We start from the raw sequence: 17,784 nt of genomic DNA, 5'->3' as shown, positions 1-17,784 counted from the left end.
TCGCATCATCGTCGTCTTCCCCCCGGCCCATCGTAGGTGGCGAGAAGGGGCCCCGTCACGTGGGGGGCCCGATTGCGCCCGAACGTGCCGTCAGCGGCGTTCGTGGTGGAGCCGGCGGCGTAGCGCGGCTGGATCGGTGCACGCGATCCGGTCCGCCACGAGATCGATCTGGAGCTCGGGGTGGGCCTGGACCGCCTCCCACAGCGCAGCGGCATCGGCCCCGGTCAGCTGCATCAGCTCCTCGGCCAGGCGATCCCAGGGCAGGATCAGCCGGCCCCCGTCGCGGGAGCCCCAGGTGAGCAGGTGCATGAGCACCAGGTTGGCGAGCTCGACCGGCTGCACCGAGGACGCGCGAGCCCGTGGCGCCGGGGTGCGTGCCGCATCGTCCTCGCGCTCCTTGAAGCGTCGCGCCAGCGTGCGCACGAACACCCCGACCCACGCCTTGAGCCCGTCGATCTCGCGCTCGAGGGTGTCGCGGGTCACGACGACCAGCCACGTGTCCTCGATGGCCACCACCGACGCCGTGCGGGGCGACTCGGCCAGGATGGCCGTCTCCCCGAACACCTCGCCGCGCCCCAGCGTGCGGAGGGTTCGCTCCTCGTCCCCGAAGCGCTTGTACACGCGCAGGCGGCCGCGCTCCACGATGTAGGCGCTGTTGCCCGGCTCGCCCTCGCGGACCGCGTACTGCCCCGGCCGCAGCCGCACCCGACGAAACTCGGTGCCGCCGAGCAAGAACTGCTGGAGCGCGAGCCGGAGATCCTCGACCCGGGCGTAGCGCTCGCTCGGGTGCTTGGCCAGCGCGCGCATGATGATCTGCTCGAGGGCCCGGGGCACGCTCGCGTCGGGATGCGCCTCGTTGGGGGGGACCACCTCGCCGTCCTCGGCGAGCAGGAGCACCGCCATCACCGTGCGGGCCTCGTAGGGCGGATGGCGGGTGACGAGCTGGTAGAGCACCGCGCCCATCGCAAACACGTCGGTGCGAGGGTCGAGGGCCTCGCCCAGCACCTGCTCCGGTGCCATGTACGCGGGCGTGCCCGCGACGACGCCTGGTCCCTGCTCGCCGACCGAGATCCGGATGCGCTCGGGGGCGCCCCCGGCCGTGCTGGTGCTGGGCTCGCAGGGCTGGGCGATGCCCCAGTCCATCAAGTAGACCTCGCCCCAGTCGCCGATCATGATGTTGTCGGGCTTGATGTCGCAGTGGAGCACGCCCTTGGCGTGGGCCAGCGCCAGCGCGTCGCACACCCGCATGATCACCCCGAGCAGCTCCGCCAGCGTCTCCGGGGCCAGCGGGCCTTCGGGGAGCGCGTCGATGCGGCTGGTCAGCGTGCGACCGCGGACCATCTTCATCGTGAACTCGAGCTCGCCGTTGATGAGCGCGAGATCGTGAACCGGCACGATGGCCGGGTGATCGAGCTGGGCGGTGATCTGGGCCTCGCGCAGGAAGTGGCGCACGGCTCGGGCGTCGCGACCGAGCTCGGGGTGCAGCACCTTGCGGGCCATCTCGCGCTGCAGCAGGCGATCGCGAACGACCTCGATGCGACCCATGCCGCCGGAGTCCAGGTTGCGCATGCGAGTGACGCGGGGGCCCTCGCGCTCGAGCACCGATGCGAGCAGCTCGTCGACATCGTCGCCCTGTCCGCCGACCTCCCGCTGCGTGTACGGCGCGTAGAGGGTGTCGGGGGGGTCGGAGGGCATGGGGAGACTGTAGCGCGGGGGTTGGGGCGTAGGCGGTAGTAGGGATACGATTTCGGCAGATTTCACGGCTGGGCGCGGGTCCAGCGAGCCACGGTGACCACTCGGGTAATCGTTCCGTTCGTCTTCGTCGCGGTCGTGTCCGCCTGCAGCGCGAGCCGTCCGCTCGTTCGCCGGGCACCGTCCGCCGAGTTCGTCGATGCGTCCGAGGTGCTCGTGTGGGAGGGGCTGGCCAGACCCGACGTCCTCCACACGATCGCGGTCTTGCTCTCCGCGGTCGGGGAGGGCGAAGGCGACTGCCCCCGGGTCGAGCAGGATGGGGTCTTCACCATCGTGACGGGCGGCTGCACGGATGGATCGGGCACGGTGCGCACCGGGTGGGCGCGGAGGATCACCGCGCACGACGAGATCCGTGCTCGCTTGCACGACTTCGGCGATGCACGAACCCGCATCACGGGGCGGACGCGCGTGAGCACGGAGGACGAGCCGCGCTTCGAGCTCGACCTGCGGGTGACCTCGGAGACGCCCATGGAGGATCTGGCTCCGGGGTCGAGGTGGATCGCCATCGACGTGCAGGGGCGGGTCGATGCGCAGCGGCGCTGGTACGCCGACGGACGGCTCGCGGCCGAAGGGCAGGGGGCCGTGCGGATTCGGAGCTCGGGCCTCGAGTTCGATCGCGATCGCTGTGCGCAGGAACCCTTGGGTGGGAACGTCGAGCTGTGGTCGGGGGAGCACCGCGTGGAGATCCGCTACGACGGAGCGACCGATTGCGATCCCGAGCGTACCGCTCGATGGTGGCGCGATGGCGTGGAGCAGGGCGAGCTGCGGGGGATCGAGGGGCACGCGGGGTGCTCGGTCGGGGGTGGGCGTGAGGTCGATGGTTGGGGCTGGCTGCTGGTGCTGCTGATCGTCGGTTTGCGACGAAGACACGGAACCGCGATGTGATCTGCGGTCGCCTTCAGCAGTCCCGATGGCGAGGGAAGGTAGACCGAATGGTCGGTGATGCGGGGTCCGGTCGAGCGCCTCAGTCCAGCTCTTCCTCCCGCATCACCTCGTGCTCCGCGATCACCTCCACCCGCTCGCCGTCCATGTCCAGCGTCACCGCCGTCGCGAACCGCTCGCACGAGGCCGAGTAGGCCTCCTGCGCCTCGTGCCCCACGGTCACCGTGCGCGTGGCACGAGCGGGGATCTCCGCGGTCATCGCTCCCTCGACCAGCTCGGATCCCACGGCCATCCCGGCCACCTTCGGTCGCGATCGTTCCTCGCGGGGCAGCTCGCACGAGAACGCGGTGAGCCAGCGTGCGTACACGAGCCGCAGGGTCACGGGGTCGTTGCGGTCGTTGGTCACCTCGAGCTCGGCCGATCCGATCCGAGCTGCGTCCCCGCCGTGGGTATGCCATGCATGCTCGCCTCGTCCTTCGATCCGTACGCCGTCGATCACCGCCCACGTGCTGCCGCCGACGTTCACCCGATCCACGGTGCCGGCAACGCGGGTCGTGGCCTCGATCCGCGTGGGTGCGCCCATGGTTGGTCGAGGTACGATGTCGACGTCCCACCAGCCATCGCGGCGGTGCGCGATGATCTGACACGCGTCGCCGGCCGCGAGCGGTCCGTACTCGGCGGGGCACGTCGCCTGCTCGGGCTGGCAGTCGGCGACGTGATCCGCCCGCACGCCGTGCTCGGAGAGGCGGTCGAGCACCGCACGTATGGTGTCGATCGCCTTGGCGTCACACCGCTCCGCACGGGTTGCCTTGCGATTTCGCGGGGCCTCGTGGCCATTCGGCGCGCTCGCGTTCACCGTAGCCGTCGGGGTCGATCCCGTGCGAGGGGGGGCGTCGGTCGATGCACACGCCAGGGGAACCAGGGCCAGCCACCACTTGCGCACGGCACCACCATGCCACGTCTGGGAGGCGATGTGGGGGCCCGGCTGGGCTCCTGACTGGGGCGCAGCGGGCGGCAGCTGCGATCCGCTATGCTGGAGCCGATGAGCGGCGCCTTCGATCCCGAGGCCTTGCGAGCGTTTCGCAGCCGCGACTGGATGGCGGTGCGGGAGGCCAAGGAGCAGTTCTGGGTGGAGCAGCAGCTGCGTCAGGGACCACTGGCTGCACTCGTCATGAGCGCCGGACTTTGGGAGCATGCGCGCGCGCTCGACCCCACGTGGCCCGGTGCCGAGCAACGCGCCGAGGACCTCGCCCATCATGTCGAGCTCGCTGAGCGGATCCGACGGGTTGCCCATGTCTTCGCCGGTCGATGAGGTGGTCCGCGACCTCGGGCATGCTCTGGATGCGCTCGGCGTTGGTTGGTACCTGTTCGGCGCTCAGGCTGCGTTCATTCGTGGTGCCCGCCGAATGACGGCCGATGTCGATGTCACCGTGCTGCCCGGCACGGTGACGACCCACGAGATCGTGAGCCGGCTCGCCGGGGATTTCGAGCTGCGGGTGCCGGATCAGGATGGCTTCGTGGCGCGGACCCGAGTGGTTCCGTTGGTGCATCGTGCCACGACGATGCCCGTCGACCTCGTCCTCGGCGGACCGGGCCTCGAGGAGCACTTCCTGTCCCGCTGCGAGTCGCTGACCATGGGCGGACGATCGGTGCGCGTGCCCGTGGCGGAGGATCTCGTGCTGATGAAGCTCATCGCCGGGCGCCCGCATGATCTCGACGATGCGGCGGCGCTGGTACGCGCGGGAGCCGAGCTGAGCGAGGTGGAGCCGATGGTCGAGGCGGTCGCCGAAGGGCTTGGGGAGGATGATGTTCGACGGGCGCTGGAGGAGGTGAAGCGGCGGGTGGGGTGAGGGGCGAGTGGATCTCTTGTAGGTCCGATACGTGCAGCCAGCCGATCTTTTCTCGCTCGTGCCCCATCCGTGGCTCGAACGATCACCCACCTGCGCAGCGTCCGCAACCAGATCTCCGCCTGGGCGATGGTCTTCCTTGTAGCCGCGGCCGTATCCGGAAGCCCCGCGCTGAACCTCGTGCGGCTCTCGTTGCCCTTGCCACGGCCGTTCGGGCCGCCCGGCGAGCGTCTCCTTGGATCGAAAGCCCGTTTCGGGCCCTCGAGCGATCCTCAGTTCGATCCGGGGCCCCGTTTCGGGCCTTCGATCGATCTTCACTTCGATCGAGGCCCTCGTTTTGAGCCCTCGATCGATCTTCAGTTCCCTCCAGGCCTCCGTTCTGGACCCTCGAGCGATCTCCAGTTCGCTCCGGGCCCCCGTTTTGGGCCCTCGATCGATCTCCATCTCACTCTGCCACCCTGGGCGACGGTCGCTCGCACCCAGTCCTCTCGCGCCGGCGCTTCGGCGGCTCGGAGGCCGGTCCTCATGTGCGTACCTTCGGCGCGAAGCGCTCTGCGAACGAACGGGGTTCTTGGCGACGATCGTCGCCCCGCATTCCTCGCTTGAAGATCTCGAGACCAGCTCACTACGATCGACGTCCATGGGCTGGTCGATCCGATTCGAGCACGCGCTGGTCGCCGCTGTTCTGATCGGACCATGTGGATGCTCGCCAACGCCTCCATCGACGGGAGGCACGACCGACCTCTCCGATACCGACGGTAGCGAGGTGACCACGGAGACGGGCGGGATCGGGGCTGACGAGACCGGCGATGGCGGCGAGCCCGTGGCCGATCACCGCACGTACTACATCGGCGAGAGCGTGAGGTTCGACGGCGGAGGCGAGTGCGAGGGCAGTCGACTCAACACGGTCACACGGCGGCTCCGGCAGCGTCTCGACGATGCGGGGTGGATGGGGCTGCGCTTGGTCGACGACGACACGTGGCCGGAGGACCTCTGGGACGCGACGGTCGAGCCCTTGGGCCTCGACGACGTGTACGGCGACGCCCACCGCTTGGTCGTCTACGCCGGACACGGGCTGCCCGGCGAGCTCCAGTGGGGGCGCCCCTCCGATAATGGTGAGTGCAGGTTGGAGACTCGGAAGCACGCACGGCTTGGACGACTCTCGGGCGATACGGCGGCGGCTGTGATGCTCTTGACCTCCTGTACGCTCCTGACGACCGGAAACGAGCTGTGGCGCAACTTCGAGCCGAACGCCGCTCGCCAGATCTTCGGCTTCCACGATTCCCCTCACATCGGCGGCAGGGAGCCACGGGACGTCTTCAAGCGGACTCAGGATGGTCAGTCGACCAAGGATGCGTGGCTCGACGAGATGGATCGCAATCTCGTTCCCGGTAGGAACTCTCCCGTCGTTCTCACGATGGGCGTCACGGGTGTGGATGCGATGGAGATGCACGGGGTCACGAATTTGGCCTCCGGAGCCGGGTTCCTTGACAACGTGGGCGAGCCGGCCGATGCCTTCTTCTTCGAGTGGCTCAACAACGGTTGTACTCGCGACTGTGGGGGTTGCTCGAGCCTTGCACCGGAGGACCTTTCCGAGTCGGAGCTGCAAGCGGGAGCCGAGCTACCGATCGTCGAGATCACACGGCCACAGCGCTCGGCCCGGGAACTCGTGGCGCGATCTTCCGCATTGGTCTCGCTGATGCAGGGACGGCCGGTGGAAGTAGAACGACGAGCACAGCTCGAAAGATGGGCCAATCGCGTCGTCCGTGACGTCGACGTCACGGTGATGACCTTGCCGGGCGAACCTCGAATCCAGATCGCATACGATCCCAGCACGGATCGCTTGGTGATCGATCATCTCGATGCGCGAGACGTAGCCCGACCGCGACCATCGGAAGCACCAGCTCCCGAGCGACATCGGGTGTTCCTCGAGGTTGCACAAGGCGTTCGGGACGACACGCTGGCCGTGCTCGACGGCCATGAGCTGGACTGGCTTGGTGTCCCACGTGGCTCGACGTTCTCGTTGAGTACTCGTGAGGCGGGGGTGATCGTCTCGGGTATCGGCTCGGGCTCGGTGCCCTTCGAGATCCTCTTTTCGACGTTCGGGAATTTCGCTGGCCATCCCGTGTTCGACACGGAGTTGGAGATCGGGGTTACTCGGTACGGTGAACTCAGCCGGCTCGGCATCTCGGGGATGCAGGTGACCAAGATCGGTGCGGTCGCGCTGCATCGCACACCAGCCGCGGCTCTCGAGCGGCTCGAGCAGGAAGTCGCGGCGAACGACCCTCGGATGCTGCGCATGGAGGTCGAGACCGCGCGCGTAGGTTTCGTCTCGCCCGGCGGGCCTTCGAGATCCGCGCTCATCGCTCCCGAGCTGGCCGTCGACTACATCATACTCCACACATCTGACGGAGCAAGGCCCGTGGTATCCCGACGGTACTCGTCGCGGGTCTCACTCGTCAGCGATTCGGTTCCTCATCCTCGCCTCGAACCCGACGGTGCCGTCGACGATCCCGGAGATTCACGACGATGATGCCCCCGAAATGTGCAGGACCGGCGTTGATGCTCGCAACCTCGCTCTCGCCCATCGTGGGAGGCTGCCATCGCGATCCAGGGGGCCCTTGCGCGTACGAAGACGTCGAGATCTCGCCGCAGTCCTTCCTGCCATGGGGCACGACGCTCGAGCAGGACATGGCGTGGCTCGCCGAGCCCCGTCGTGGGGTGCTGGCCTGGTGGGATGGCGAGGACGTGGTCATGGTGCCCAGGGCGGGCCAGGAGCTACCAGTGGATGCCATCGCGGAGATCGACCCGACGACGGCGAGGATCCGGGAATTCGAGCGTCTCCGTGGATCGCGGGTGTGCGAGTCCGACACGTTGCTCGTGGAAGCAAGGGTCTCCTTCGTCCGACTCGACGATGGCGAGGTCGAACTCTCGACTCCGGTCACGATATCCCGAGAAGGCGACGACTCGAGGTACTATGGCGAATCCATCGACTTGGCGATCATGGATCTCGATCCGGGATTGGTCCCACTGATGAGCTTTCAGACCGAGGAGATCTGGACCTCGATGGTGTGGAGCGAAGATGGAATGTTCTCCGCCGAGTACGACTACTATGGATCCTCGACCGACTCGACCGACTCGACCTCGACCGGTCACGGGACCTCGAAGCTCGTCGCGGAGTTTTCGATGCCGCAGTGACCGGCCGATGTCACCGAGATCCCGTTCGTACTCGATGAGCGCAAGGAAGCGGTCATCGGGTTGGAATCGGACGAACTTCGATGCTGACGCTCACGGCCGATTGAGCTCGATCGTCCGATAGTCGTAGTCGTAGCGCTGTCCCCGATGCTCGACCCACAGCGCGGTGAAGAGCGTCAGCGTGCCAAACGGCTTCCAGTCGGAGAGCGTGACCGTGATGGGAGCATCGTCCTCGCTCAGCGGCTCGATCATGGCGAACCCGGCTGGCAGCCGAGTCCGAGCATCGATGAACATCTTCACGGGCTTGCCGAACGCGTCGACGAGCTCGATGACCTCGCAAGCGCGCCCATCGAAGCGCTGCGGATGACCGAGCCGACCGTCCCCAAAGCGCAGGGCGGGGGCGAGCACGATGCGATGGAATTCGTGACCGCGCATGAAGGCGCTCGGTCCCGGCTCCAGCGGCCGGGTTCCGTCCTCGTCGACCACGAGATCGCCGTCTTCACCGGGCAGGACCTCGAGACGCTGCCGCCTTCCATCGGAGAGGAGCTGATCGAAGATCAGGCGCCCATCGGCGAACGACTGCAGGCTCATCTCCCCGGGCCCATGGGGGGTGCTCACCGCGGCCACCGTGGTGAGCGAGCGGACCGCCTCGATCGCCAGCACGCCCCCCATCGCCTGCTGGGCCTCACGCCACAGCGCACGTGCGTCGTCCGACATCGACGGCGTCGCCGAGAGACCCGAGCCCAGCGAGGCCAGTGAGTCGTCGGGTGGCTCCGGGACGCGGGTCGAGATGTTGGCCTCACGAACCCAGCGCCCATCTCGGCGCTCGTACAGGGTTGCCCATGCCCAGGTCGAGTCGAGCTCGCGGTGCTGGCCGTCGTCCAGCCTCGCCTGGCCCTCGACCACTACGCGCGCGATGACCCAGGCCATCTGGCCGTCCGGCGACATGCGCACGATGGGCGGCTCGAGATCCTCGTACCGCGTGAATTCGGCGCGTCCCAGGTAGTCGCGAAAGCGCTCGAGTGTCTGCTCGCGAGTGACGGGGAGGACCTCGCCATTGGACACCACCAGGGAGGGATCGGTCATGTCGCGACCGAACCACTCCCAGTCCCCCTCGCGATGGGCCCGCAGCGAGTCCTCGTGGGCCTGCAGAACGGAGTCGATGGTGGGAGCCGAGGCCGAGGTCGTCGCACAGGCGGTGGCGGCAACGGCGAGCGCCGTCGCCAGCGCGAAGCGATCGAAGGCGTCGAAGCGGAAGCGGAAGCGAATCATGGAACTCCTTCACGCAGCCCTCGACCCATCACTCGCGAGGACGGAAGGCGGTCCCGTAGATACCGCCGTGAACCGACGATGTCACCCCCCGGTCACGCCGGCATTCCGCAGTAGCCCACGTGTGCGAAGACCTCGGGGGCCGCGGAGCCTGGAGGGTAGATCGGAACGCACACGTGCAGGTCGCGAAGGTACGGATGATCGCACGCGGGCTCGGCTGGTGTATCCTATCGTCGCGCGGTCCGCAGGGCCGCCGGAGGAGCTCCGATGGCGAACGAGGAGGGAACGAGGCTGGTCGGCATCGCCGGCAGCCTGCGCAAGGGCTCGTACAACGCGGCTCTCCTGCGTGCGGCGGCGGAGCACGCTCCGGCGGGCACGACGGTGGAGATCGAGACGATCGCTGGCATACCCCTCTACGACGGCGACCTCGAGCACGAGCACGGGATCCCCGAGCCCGTGGCGAGGCTCAAGGATCGCATCGCTGACGCCGATGGTCTGCTCATCGTCACGCCCGAGTACAACAACTCGATCCCCGGGGTGCTCAAGAACGCGATCGACTGGCTCTCGCGGCCGTCCGCCGACATCCGCAAGGTGTTCGGCGACAAGCCCGTGGCGATGATGGGCGCCACGCCCGGCCCCGGCGGCACCCGCCTGTCGCAGACGGCGTGGCTGCCGGTGCTGCGCACGCTCGGGGCGCGCGCGTGGTTCGGCAAGCAGCTCTACGCTGCGAGCGCGGGCACGGTGTTCGACGCCGATGGCAAGCTCGTCGACGAGAAGCTCGCCAGGCACCTCGCGGGCTTCATGGAAGGGTTCGCGGCATTCGTGCGCGGTTGAGCGAGTCACGCCGCCTCGGGCTACCCGCGGTGGATCGAGACGCCACCGTCGGCGAGCAGCGCGATGCCGGTGGTGGAGCTCGACTGGTCCGAGGCGAGATGGAGCGCGGACCTGGCAATCGAGAGAATGGGCGGCACCGCGGTGTTATGCTGCCCTGGCCGTTCCGCCCACCAAGCCGCCCGTAGCGAGCGCCACGCTCCCCGATGCTCCCGTACTTCAACACCTCCGGCCCGTGCATCCCCGGCGAGCACTACATGCTCCCCCCCGAGCGCCGGCTCGAGGACGTGCTCGAGCTCATCGAGAGCCGGCGCTACTTCACGCTCCACGCGGGCCGACAGACCGGCAAGACCACCAGCGCGATGTGGCTCGAGGAGCACCTCGGGGCCAGCGGCCGCTTCTGTTCGTTGTGGGTCGACCTCGAGACGGCTCGCGAGAAGCCCGACGTGGTCCGAGCGATGACGGCGATCCTCGCGGCCTTCGATCGTGCGCTCGAGTTTCGCCACCCCGAGCTCCCCCGACCCGGAAACACGGAGATCGGCGAGATGCTGGCCAAGCCCGACAGCGCGCTGTTGGCCTATCTCACCCGTCTCGCCCAGCACTCACCGCAGCCGCTGGTGCTCTTGCTCGACGAGTCCGACGGACTGGTCGGCGAGGCCATGGTCTCGTTCCTCACGCAGCTTCGTCACGGCTACATCGAGCGCAGCCGGGTGCCGTTCCCGGCCAGCGTGGTGCTGGTGGGCCAGCGCCAGGTGCGGGACTACGCGCTGCGCGAGGAAGACCGCAAGGCGCTCGCGTGGCTGGGGACCACCTCGCCGTTCAACATCACCGCCGAGGCCACCACCCTCGGGCCCTTCACCGAGCCGGAGGTGAGCGAGCTTCTGCAGCAGCACACCACGGCCACCGGGCAGCGATTCACGCCCGAGGCGGTGGCCCGCATCTGGGACCTGGGTCGCGGGCACCCGTGGCTGACCAATGCGCTCGCCGACCAGGTCGTCCGGCGCGACGTCAAGGATCGCACGGTCGAGATCACGGCCGAACACGTCGAGGCAGCCAAGGAGACGATCATCCTCGAGCGGCGTACGCACATCGACTCGCTGGTGGCGCGGCTGCGCGAGGATCGAGCACGGCGAGTGCTCGCACCGATGCTGGTGGGCGACCGCGCTTCCCATGACGTGTTCGACGACGATTTCGCCTACGTCGTGGGCCTGGGCCTGGTGGTTTGGCAAGCCGGCAAGTGGGAGATTGCCAATCCGATCTACCAGGAGGTCTTGCCCCGCGCGCTCACCCACGCCCAGCAGGGCCAGATCGCCAACGAGCCCGCCTGGTACGTGCGTTCCGACGGTGCCCTCGACATGCCCAAGCTGATGGCCGACTGGCAGGTGTTCTGGCGCAAGGACGGGCACCTGGCGGCCGAGGGCTTTCGCTACCGCGAGGCCGGGCCGCACCTCATGCTCATGGCGTTCCTGCAGCGGGTGGTCAATGGTGGCGGGAGAATCGAGCGCGAGTACGGCCTGGGGCGCGGGGCGCTGGATCTGGTGATCGAGTGGCGAGGCCGGCGGTATGCGATCGAGGTCAAGCTGCGGCGCGACACCGAGACCGAGGAAGAAGCGCTGGATCAGATCGCGCGGTATCTCGACCACGCGGGGCTCGAGGAAGGGTGGCTGGTGATGTTCGACCTGCGCTCGACCGCGAGCTGGGCGGAGCGGCTGACCACCCGTGCGGTCGAGCACCGCGGCAAGCGGGTGCTCGTGGTCGGGTGCTGAGGGGGCGAGCCCAATTCGGGGAGCCTCAGCCACAGTCGTTGCCGGAGATCACCAGCAACACGGACCCGAAGCAATTCTCGCCGTTCTCCGGCACGTCGAAGCTCACGTACTTCCAGAGCTACCCGTGAAGTGGCAACATCGTCGTTGGCCCGTCGCCGCCGACGGAAGACGCAATGCTGGAGCTTCGACCCACCTGCGAGCACTGCAACATGCCGCTGCCGCCCGAGTCGCTCGACGCGCGCATCTGCAGCTTCGAGTGCACGTTCTGTGCGGCGTGCGTCGACGGGGTGCTCGAGGGCATCTGCCCCAACTGCGGCGGGGGTTTCGTGCCGCGGCCCGTGCGGCCGGCGAAGGACCACAAGGGCGGCAATTCCCTCGGAGCGTACCCCGCCAGCGACCGCGTCAGGCACCGACCGGTCGACCTCGCCGCGCATGCTCGGCTCGTGGCCGCGCTCGCGGGCATCCCACCGCACGAGCGCTGACGCGATGGGTCGACCGGGGTCGCCTCACCCGCGATGGATCGAGACGCCACCATCGGCGAGCAGCGCGATGCCGGTGGTGAAGCTCGACTGGTCCGAGGCGAGGTAGAGCGCGGACCTGGCGATCTCCTCCGGGGACGCAATCCGTCGCAGCGCGTGCAGGCGGCGAACGAAGTCGAGCGCTTCGGGTGTGCTCGCGACGACCCGGCCCATCGGGGTGTCGGTGCCGCCCGGCAGCAGCGCATTGACGCGGATGCCCTGGGGCCCGAACTCGGTCGCGAGCGCCTGGGTCAGACCGATGAGGCCCGACTTGCTGGCGGCATAGGCTGCCATGCCCGGCATGCCCGCGGTGTGGCCCACGAACGTGGACGTGAACACGATCGAGCCGCCACCTCGCGCCAGCATCGCGGGGATCTGGTGCTTGGCCGCGAAGAAGGCACTGGTCAGGTTGACCGCCAGCGCTCGCTCCCACTCCGACGCGGTGAGCTCGGTCGTAGCCCCCATCGTGCCGAGCGTGCCGGCGTTGTCGAAGGCGACGTCGAGGCCGCCGAAGCGCTCGATGGCAAGCGCCACCAGGGCGCTCGCGAAGGCCTCGTCGGCCACGTCTCCGGCGAGCGCCACGGCACGGCCACCGGCTCGGGTGATCTCGTCGACGAGGAGGTCGAGCTCCGCGCGGCGCCGGGCCGCGACGACCACCGCGGCGCCTTCCCGGGCAAACAGCTTGGCCGCCGCGCGGCCGATGCCGGAGCTCGCTCCGGTGATGATTGCGACTTTGTCGAGTAGCACGCTCATGGTGGGTTCGTGCCGGGAACCATGGCGTTCGCCGCCGGCCGGCACGACCCGATTCTTGCCGTGAAGATTCGAGGAACCACTCCCGCAGCCTGCCTGGCCTACCGGACCGCGGGACCCGCTCACCCGCTACCCTTCCCCGAACCGCACCTCGAGCTCGCCGCCATGCGCGGCCGAGATCCGCACATCCACGATCACGGCCCCTCCCACCTCCTGCACCGCTCCTGCCATCAGATCCCCATCGAGCAGCACCGTGGGCACCCCCGCCCATCCGCGGTCGGTGCGGGTGCTCGCGTCGATGCGCAGCCGGATCGATCCCGTGCTCCGCAGCGGCACGTAGCGGAGCACGAAGCCGCCGCGCATGGTCACGATCCCCAGCGGCAGGCCGTCGACGATCCGCACCGCGATCTCGTGCGGCGCCCCGGCCCCCGCGAGCAGCTGGCTGGTCTGCGACACCATCCCTGGCGGCAGCTGGTCGGCATCCATCGGCACGTTGGCGGCGGCATCCAGGCGCGACGCACGGGCGAAGCCCACGCTGGCGAGCCCAACGCTGGGCACGCGTCCACCCGCCGCCACGCGGCGCCGGTACGGCCGGATGTCGTCGGGAACGAGATACGGCGCGGTCGGTTCGAAGCGTACCTCGTCGTCCTCGTGCTCCGTGATCACCCCCGTGTTCGGGTCGATCTCGAAGTGCCGCTTGGTGACCAGCTCGCCGTGGTAGTCGTAGGCCGTCACGTCCACGAGCCCGTCCCGATCGTTGTCGATCGGACGCCCCTCGTCGTCTTCGAGCTCGGCGTAGTTCTCCGCGGTGATCGGGACGACCTCACCCTCGTGCATGGCCCACTCGCCGAGGCTCACGTTTCGGATCGGCGGCAGGGGACCGTCCATCGAGACCAGGACCGTCCAGCCGAGCTCGTCCGGTCGCCCGTTGCCCTCGTGGTCGTCGATGTCGCCGTCGCAGTCCTCGTCCTCGTAGTAGGCGTAGACGTGGTTGCGCCCCCCGAGCCACGGGCACTTGCCCACGCTCTTGCCGTCGACGATGAGGTGCGCCTCGGCGTGGATGCAGACCAGCTGCACCGTGTGGCCCCGATCGTCGGTGGTGGGACGGCCGAGCGCGAAGCCATCGGCCACGCCGTCATCGTCGATGTCGACGTTGGGCACGGGATCGTCGTCCGCACCGCAGGGCAAGCCGCTGGTCCAGGGGCTCTGGGGGATCCACCACGACGACCCGCTCATCATGGGACCACCGAGCGACGGAACCTCGGCGACGTGCCGGGGCGTGTTGCACGACGCGATCGCGCCGCACGCCAGCGGCACCAGCCACGCCATCCGCCATGGGACCGGCGCGCGCAGTCGCGGCGCGCCGGTGACCATGTCTCCATCCAACCGTCGATCCACTGCCATGTGCACGGCGTGGCACACGGACCGGCCGGCCGCACCATGGCGCGTGCGGGGTTCATGCGGCACGCCGACGTACGCCGTACGGCGAACCGCGGGGCCACCGATCGCCAGCGATCACCGCTGCAGACGCCGCAGCGCCGCGAGCAGCTCGGGGTCTGCGGCCGGCGGCATCACCATCCGCAGCGCCACGATGAGATCGCCGCGCTCGTCCCCACCCCTGGGCAGCCCCTGCGCGCGCAGCCGCAGCGGCTTGTGCGGCGCCGTCCCGGGCGGCACCTTGACCTCGAAGCGCCCAAACGGCACCACCACCTCGACGCGCCCACCCTCGTAGAGCGTCCGCAGCGGCACGTCGAGCTCGACGTGGATGTCGTTGCCCTCGAGCCGCAGCCCGGGGTCGGCCTCGACCGCGATGTCGAGCAGCAGCGCACCCGGCGGATCCCCGGGCTCGCCGCGTCCGGGCAGGCGCATGGTGGCGCCGGCCATGATGCCGGCCGGGATCTCCACCTCGGTCGAGGTCCACTCACCGTTGGCCCGCGGGTAGCGAACCCGTCGCGTTCCTCCGGCGATGGTCTCGCTCGCTCGCAGGGTGAGCGTGGCGCGGAGATCCAGGCCTTCCTCGTCGTGCCCCGCGTCGTTGCCCCCGCGCCCGAACAGCCGCTCGAGGAAGTCGTCGAAGCGCGTGCGCTGGACCGCCTCGAGATCGGCGAAGTCCATCACCTCGCGGCTCCACAGGCCGGAGTCGCCGGGCTCGTCCTCGGTGGTGGCGCTCGCGGGGGGGCGGACCTGGCTGCGGGCGCGGCGGGCTCGCTCCGCGTCGAATCCCCGCGTGAACGCGACCTCGCCGAACTCGTCGTAGAGCGAGCGCTTGCCCTGGTCGCCGAGCACCGCGTAGGCCTCGACGACCTCCTTGTAGCGCTCGGTCGCCCACGGTCGCCCGGGGTTCAGGTCCGGGTGGAAGCGCCGCGTCAGCTCGCGATAGGCCTTCTTGACCTCGGCTCCGCTCGACCGTGGCTCGAGGCCGAGTGCCTGGTAGAGGTCCCGCACGTCGGCTCATGATAGCCCGAGCACAGCGCCGAGCGCGGCCCCGCCCGATCGGTATGCTTGCGGCCCATGAGCGAAGCGGTCCCCAAGCCCCAGGCCCGCAGCGAGCGACGGCCGCGACCCCTTGGGGCTCCGTGGGCCGAGGACCTGCGCGCGGGGGTGCGCCGTGCCGACGATCTACGCCGGCTCCCGCTCGCCCCCGAGGAGCACGAGCACCTGCGCCCCGCGGCCACTGCCTACAAGGTTCGCATCCCCGCCTCGTACCTCGAGCTCGTCGACTGGAGCGATCCCGACGATCCAATTCGTCGCCAGGCCGTGCCCTCGGCCGACGAGCTGCGGCCGCTGCCCGGCGAGCGCCCCGATCCGATCGGCGACGCGGCGCACAGCCCGGTGCCGCACCTGACCCACCGCTATCCCGATCGCGTGCTGCTGTACCCGACCTACGTGTGCTCGATGTACTGCCGGCACTGCTTCCGCAAGGAGGCGCTCAACGAGGACGACCGCGGCGTGGCGCTCGACCGGCTCGAGCCGGCGCTGCGCTACGTGGCCGAGCACCCGGAGATCCGCGAGGTCATCCTCACCGGCGGGGACCCGCTGACCCTGTCCGACGGTCAGCTCGAGCGCCTGCGGTCCCGCATCGAGGCCATCGACCACGTGCGGCTCTTGCGGGTGCACACGCGGGTCCCCGTCACCCTGCCCACGCGGATCACCCCGGAGCTGGTCCGAGCCCTTCGCGGGCGTCTCGTCACCGTGGTGGTGACCCACTTCAATCATCCGCGAGAGATCACCATGGCCGCGACCGAGGCCTGTCGGCTGCTTCGCGAGGCCGGGTTCATGCTCCTGAACCAGAGCGTGCTGCTGCGGGGGATCAACGACGACCCGCAGACCATGGAGACGCTGGTTCGCGAGCTGGTCTATACGCTGGGTGCGAAGCCCTACTACCTCCACCACTGTGATCTCACCCGCGGCGTCTCCCACTTCCGGACCAGCCTCGACGAGGGCCAGGCCCTGGTGAAGGGACTGCGCGGTCGCGTGTCGGGCCTGTGCATACCCCACTACGTCCTCGATCTCCCCGGGGGCGACGGCAAGGTGCCGCTGGGTCCCTCGTTCGTGCGGGGGCGAGAGGGACGATGCTGGAGCTTCGAGACCTGGGACGGCGGACTGCACGAGTACGAGGAGCAGCTGCGAGAGCCCGGGCCTTCACAGGAGGTGCCAGAGCCGGATCGCGAGGACCGAGCCCTGGCCTGGGATGCTGCGAGAGCCCTTGCGCACCACGGAGCCCGGGCGCTGTGGCACGAGGCTTCGGCTGCGGTCCGTGGCCTGCGACGGCTGTTCCGGGGCTCTACCATCCATCGTTGAGCCCAGACGAGAAGAGGCCGGATCCCCATGGATCCGACCTCTTCGCGATGGCTCGACTCGGACGAGCACCCCCGTGGCCGACCCGGGAGTCGGTCCCACGCGCCGTGGCGCGATCTGGCAAGTAGGGCTCAGGCGGCGACCCGGCGGCCGAGCTTGTCCAGCCCGGCCTGGATCAAGCTCGACCAAAGTCGGGCCTGTTCCAGCGTATTGCCCTTGACCCGGGGCGTGTGGCCCAGCGCAGCCAGGGCTTGCTCGAGCCGCACGGTGGCATCGAACAGGCTGCGCTCGGCCGCGTGCAGCAGGGCAGCGGCTTGCTCGTCGTCGTGGGGTTCCATCCTCATGTCTCCCGCGTGAAAGGGATCTGCAAAGATGATCCCTTTAGGACAGCATGACGCTCACGCGTGAATCCGCGAGGAACCCGAGGTCACGTTTGTCAAAAAAACTGCAATTTTGGCGTGTGATCGTCGATCGGATCACGGAACTGTGGAGAGATCCCGGGATCTCTCCACCCCCGTCCGCCATTTGCGCGCCCGCCTTGGGGGCGTACGAGGGCTAGATCGAGACGAAGTCCAACGCCGTGAGCACGGCGATGCAGGTCACCGTGTACTGCTCCTCGGGAGTCACACCCTGGAGGTCGGCGAGGGCCTCGACCTCTTCGACGGTGGGCTCGTGTCCCCAGGCCTGCCGCATCAGCGGGCGGGGATCGGTGAGCAGATCTGGGTAGGCCTGCTGCATCTCCGCAGACTGGCACACCGGCTTGAGGCCACGAACCCAGTTTTGCATCTTCTCGGACGACCACCGCAGATCGGGGGCGACCCCGGAGGCGAAGTCGTGGTCGCCGAGCTGGTAGCGCAGGTCGTAGAGCGCGAGGAACATCGGGTGGTCGAGGCTCTGGCCCGTGACGTGGGCCAGGTTCTGCATGCGCACGGGGAACGGCAGCAGGCGGGCCTCGTCGGCGGGGACGCGGAAGGGAGCCTCCGGTCCCTCGGGCGCGGGGTCTTGGGGGGTGCCACCGTCCTCGTCGGCTTGACCACCGTCGTCGGCGCCATCGGCTTGGCCGTCGCCGCCGCCCTCGGGGGCGTGGTCGAGGCCGGAGTAGCAGCCCAGGGAGAGCCCGGGGCACAGGCCCAGGATCAGGGCCAGGGTCGTGTGGTGTCGGTTCGCCATCGCTAC

17 protein-coding genes are annotated in these 17,784 nt (G+C 69.0%); 9 read left to right on the top strand and 8 right to left on the bottom strand.

The window, feature by feature from the left end; translation table 11 throughout:
• Positions 1 to 90: 90 nt before the first annotated feature.
• Positions 91 to 1,695, bottom strand: coding sequence for a protein kinase domain-containing protein (locus OEB96_RS42775; protein WP_266222739.1), 1,605 nt, complete (start codon positions 1,693 to 1,695; stop codon positions 91 to 93).
• 93 nt (positions 1,696 to 1,788) lie between these two features.
• On the opposite strand from OEB96_RS42775, the gene OEB96_RS42770 reads away from it, so the two are divergent.
• Positions 1,789 to 2,637, top strand: coding sequence for a hypothetical protein (locus tag OEB96_RS42770; protein WP_266222738.1), 849 nt, complete (start codon positions 1,789 to 1,791; stop codon positions 2,635 to 2,637).
• 79 nt (positions 2,638 to 2,716) lie between these two features.
• On the opposite strand, the gene OEB96_RS42765 is transcribed toward OEB96_RS42770, so the two are convergent.
• Positions 2,717 to 3,391, bottom strand: coding sequence for a hypothetical protein (locus tag OEB96_RS42765; protein ID WP_266222737.1), 675 nt, complete (start codon positions 3,389 to 3,391; stop codon positions 2,717 to 2,719).
• Positions 3,392 to 3,676: 285 nt separating this feature from the next.
• Between OEB96_RS42765 and OEB96_RS42760 the strand changes: the two genes are divergently transcribed.
• From OEB96_RS42760 to OEB96_RS42745, 4 genes are all read left to right on the top strand, one after another.
• Positions 3,677 to 3,946, top strand: coding sequence for a hypothetical protein (locus tag OEB96_RS42760; RefSeq protein WP_266222736.1), 270 nt, complete (start codon positions 3,677 to 3,679; stop codon positions 3,944 to 3,946).
• A complete protein-coding gene (locus OEB96_RS42755) occupies positions 3,927 to 4,484 on the top strand; it encodes a DUF6036 family nucleotidyltransferase (protein WP_266222735.1) in 558 nt (185 codons plus the stop codon). The genes OEB96_RS42760 and OEB96_RS42755 overlap by 20 nt, the downstream gene beginning before the upstream one ends.
• Before the next feature lie 958 nt (positions 4,485 to 5,442).
• Positions 5,443 to 7,014, top strand: a complete 1,572-nt coding sequence (locus OEB96_RS42750; protein ID WP_266222734.1) for a DUF6345 domain-containing protein — start codon at positions 5,443 to 5,445, stop codon at positions 7,012 to 7,014.
• A gap of 29 nt (positions 7,015 to 7,043) precedes the next feature.
• Positions 7,044 to 7,679, top strand: coding sequence for a hypothetical protein (locus OEB96_RS42745; RefSeq protein WP_266222733.1), 636 nt, complete (start codon positions 7,044 to 7,046; stop codon positions 7,677 to 7,679).
• Between the two features lie 90 nt (positions 7,680 to 7,769).
• On the opposite strand, the gene OEB96_RS42740 is transcribed toward OEB96_RS42745, so the two are convergent.
• Positions 7,770 to 8,948: a DUF4440 domain-containing protein gene (locus OEB96_RS42740; RefSeq protein WP_266222732.1), complete on the bottom strand. Its 1,179-nt coding sequence runs from the start codon at positions 8,946 to 8,948 to the stop codon at positions 7,770 to 7,772.
• A 264-nt stretch (positions 8,949 to 9,212) separates the two neighbouring features.
• On the opposite strand from OEB96_RS42740, the gene OEB96_RS42735 reads away from it, so the two are divergent.
• From OEB96_RS42735 to OEB96_RS42725, 3 genes are all read left to right on the top strand, one after another.
• Entirely contained in the window at positions 9,213 to 9,779 is a 567-nt protein-coding gene (locus OEB96_RS42735; RefSeq protein WP_266222731.1) for an NADPH-dependent FMN reductase, read from the top strand.
• Positions 9,780 to 9,982: 203 nt separating this feature from the next.
• Complete coding sequence (locus OEB96_RS42730) at positions 9,983 to 11,542, top strand: AAA family ATPase (RefSeq protein WP_266222730.1); 1,560 nt, start codon at positions 9,983 to 9,985, stop codon at positions 11,540 to 11,542.
• Between the two features lie 173 nt (positions 11,543 to 11,715).
• A complete protein-coding gene (locus OEB96_RS42725) occupies positions 11,716 to 12,024 on the top strand; it encodes a DUF1272 domain-containing protein (RefSeq protein ID WP_266222729.1) in 309 nt (102 codons plus the stop codon).
• 24 nt (positions 12,025 to 12,048) lie between these two features.
• Here the strand turns inward: OEB96_RS42725 and OEB96_RS42720 are convergent, their stop codons facing one another.
• From OEB96_RS42720 to OEB96_RS42710, 3 genes are all read right to left on the bottom strand, one after another.
• On the bottom strand, positions 12,049 to 12,813 hold the full coding sequence (locus OEB96_RS42720) for an SDR family oxidoreductase (protein ID WP_266222728.1): 765 nt from the start codon (positions 12,811 to 12,813) through the stop codon (positions 12,049 to 12,051).
• Positions 12,814 to 12,939: 126 nt separating this feature from the next.
• On the bottom strand, positions 12,940 to 14,184 hold the full coding sequence (locus OEB96_RS42715) for a hypothetical protein (protein WP_266222727.1): 1,245 nt from the start codon (positions 14,182 to 14,184) through the stop codon (positions 12,940 to 12,942).
• 141 nt (positions 14,185 to 14,325) lie between these two features.
• Positions 14,326 to 15,255: a DnaJ C-terminal domain-containing protein gene (locus tag OEB96_RS42710; protein ID WP_266222726.1), complete on the bottom strand. Its 930-nt coding sequence runs from the start codon at positions 15,253 to 15,255 to the stop codon at positions 14,326 to 14,328.
• A gap of 66 nt (positions 15,256 to 15,321) precedes the next feature.
• Here OEB96_RS42710 and OEB96_RS42705 point away from each other — a divergent pair, with 66 nt between their 5' ends.
• The gene (locus OEB96_RS42705; protein WP_266222725.1) at positions 15,322 to 16,611 is read left to right on the top strand and encodes a KamA family radical SAM protein; all 1,290 of its coding nucleotides are present in this window, start codon (positions 15,322 to 15,324) and stop codon (positions 16,609 to 16,611) included.
• A gap of 128 nt (positions 16,612 to 16,739) precedes the next feature.
• Here OEB96_RS42705 and OEB96_RS42700 read toward each other — a convergent pair whose 3' ends face one another.
• Positions 16,740 to 16,946 carry a hypothetical protein gene (locus tag OEB96_RS42700; RefSeq protein WP_266222724.1) on the bottom strand — a complete coding sequence of 69 codons (207 nt, stop codon included), beginning with the start codon at positions 16,944 to 16,946 and terminating at the stop codon, positions 16,740 to 16,742.
• A 217-nt stretch (positions 16,947 to 17,163) separates the two neighbouring features.
• Positions 17,164 to 17,778, bottom strand: coding sequence for a hypothetical protein (locus tag OEB96_RS42695; protein WP_266222723.1), 615 nt, complete (start codon positions 17,776 to 17,778; stop codon positions 17,164 to 17,166).
• Positions 17,779 to 17,784 lie beyond the last annotated feature (6 nt).

This window comes from Paraliomyxa miuraensis (assembly GCF_026337845.1).
In the GTDB taxonomy this organism is placed as follows: Bacteria; Myxococcota_A; Polyangia; order Nannocystales; family Nannocystaceae; genus Paraliomyxa; species Paraliomyxa miuraensis.
This window is presented reverse-complemented; position numbering and strand designations above follow the sequence as displayed.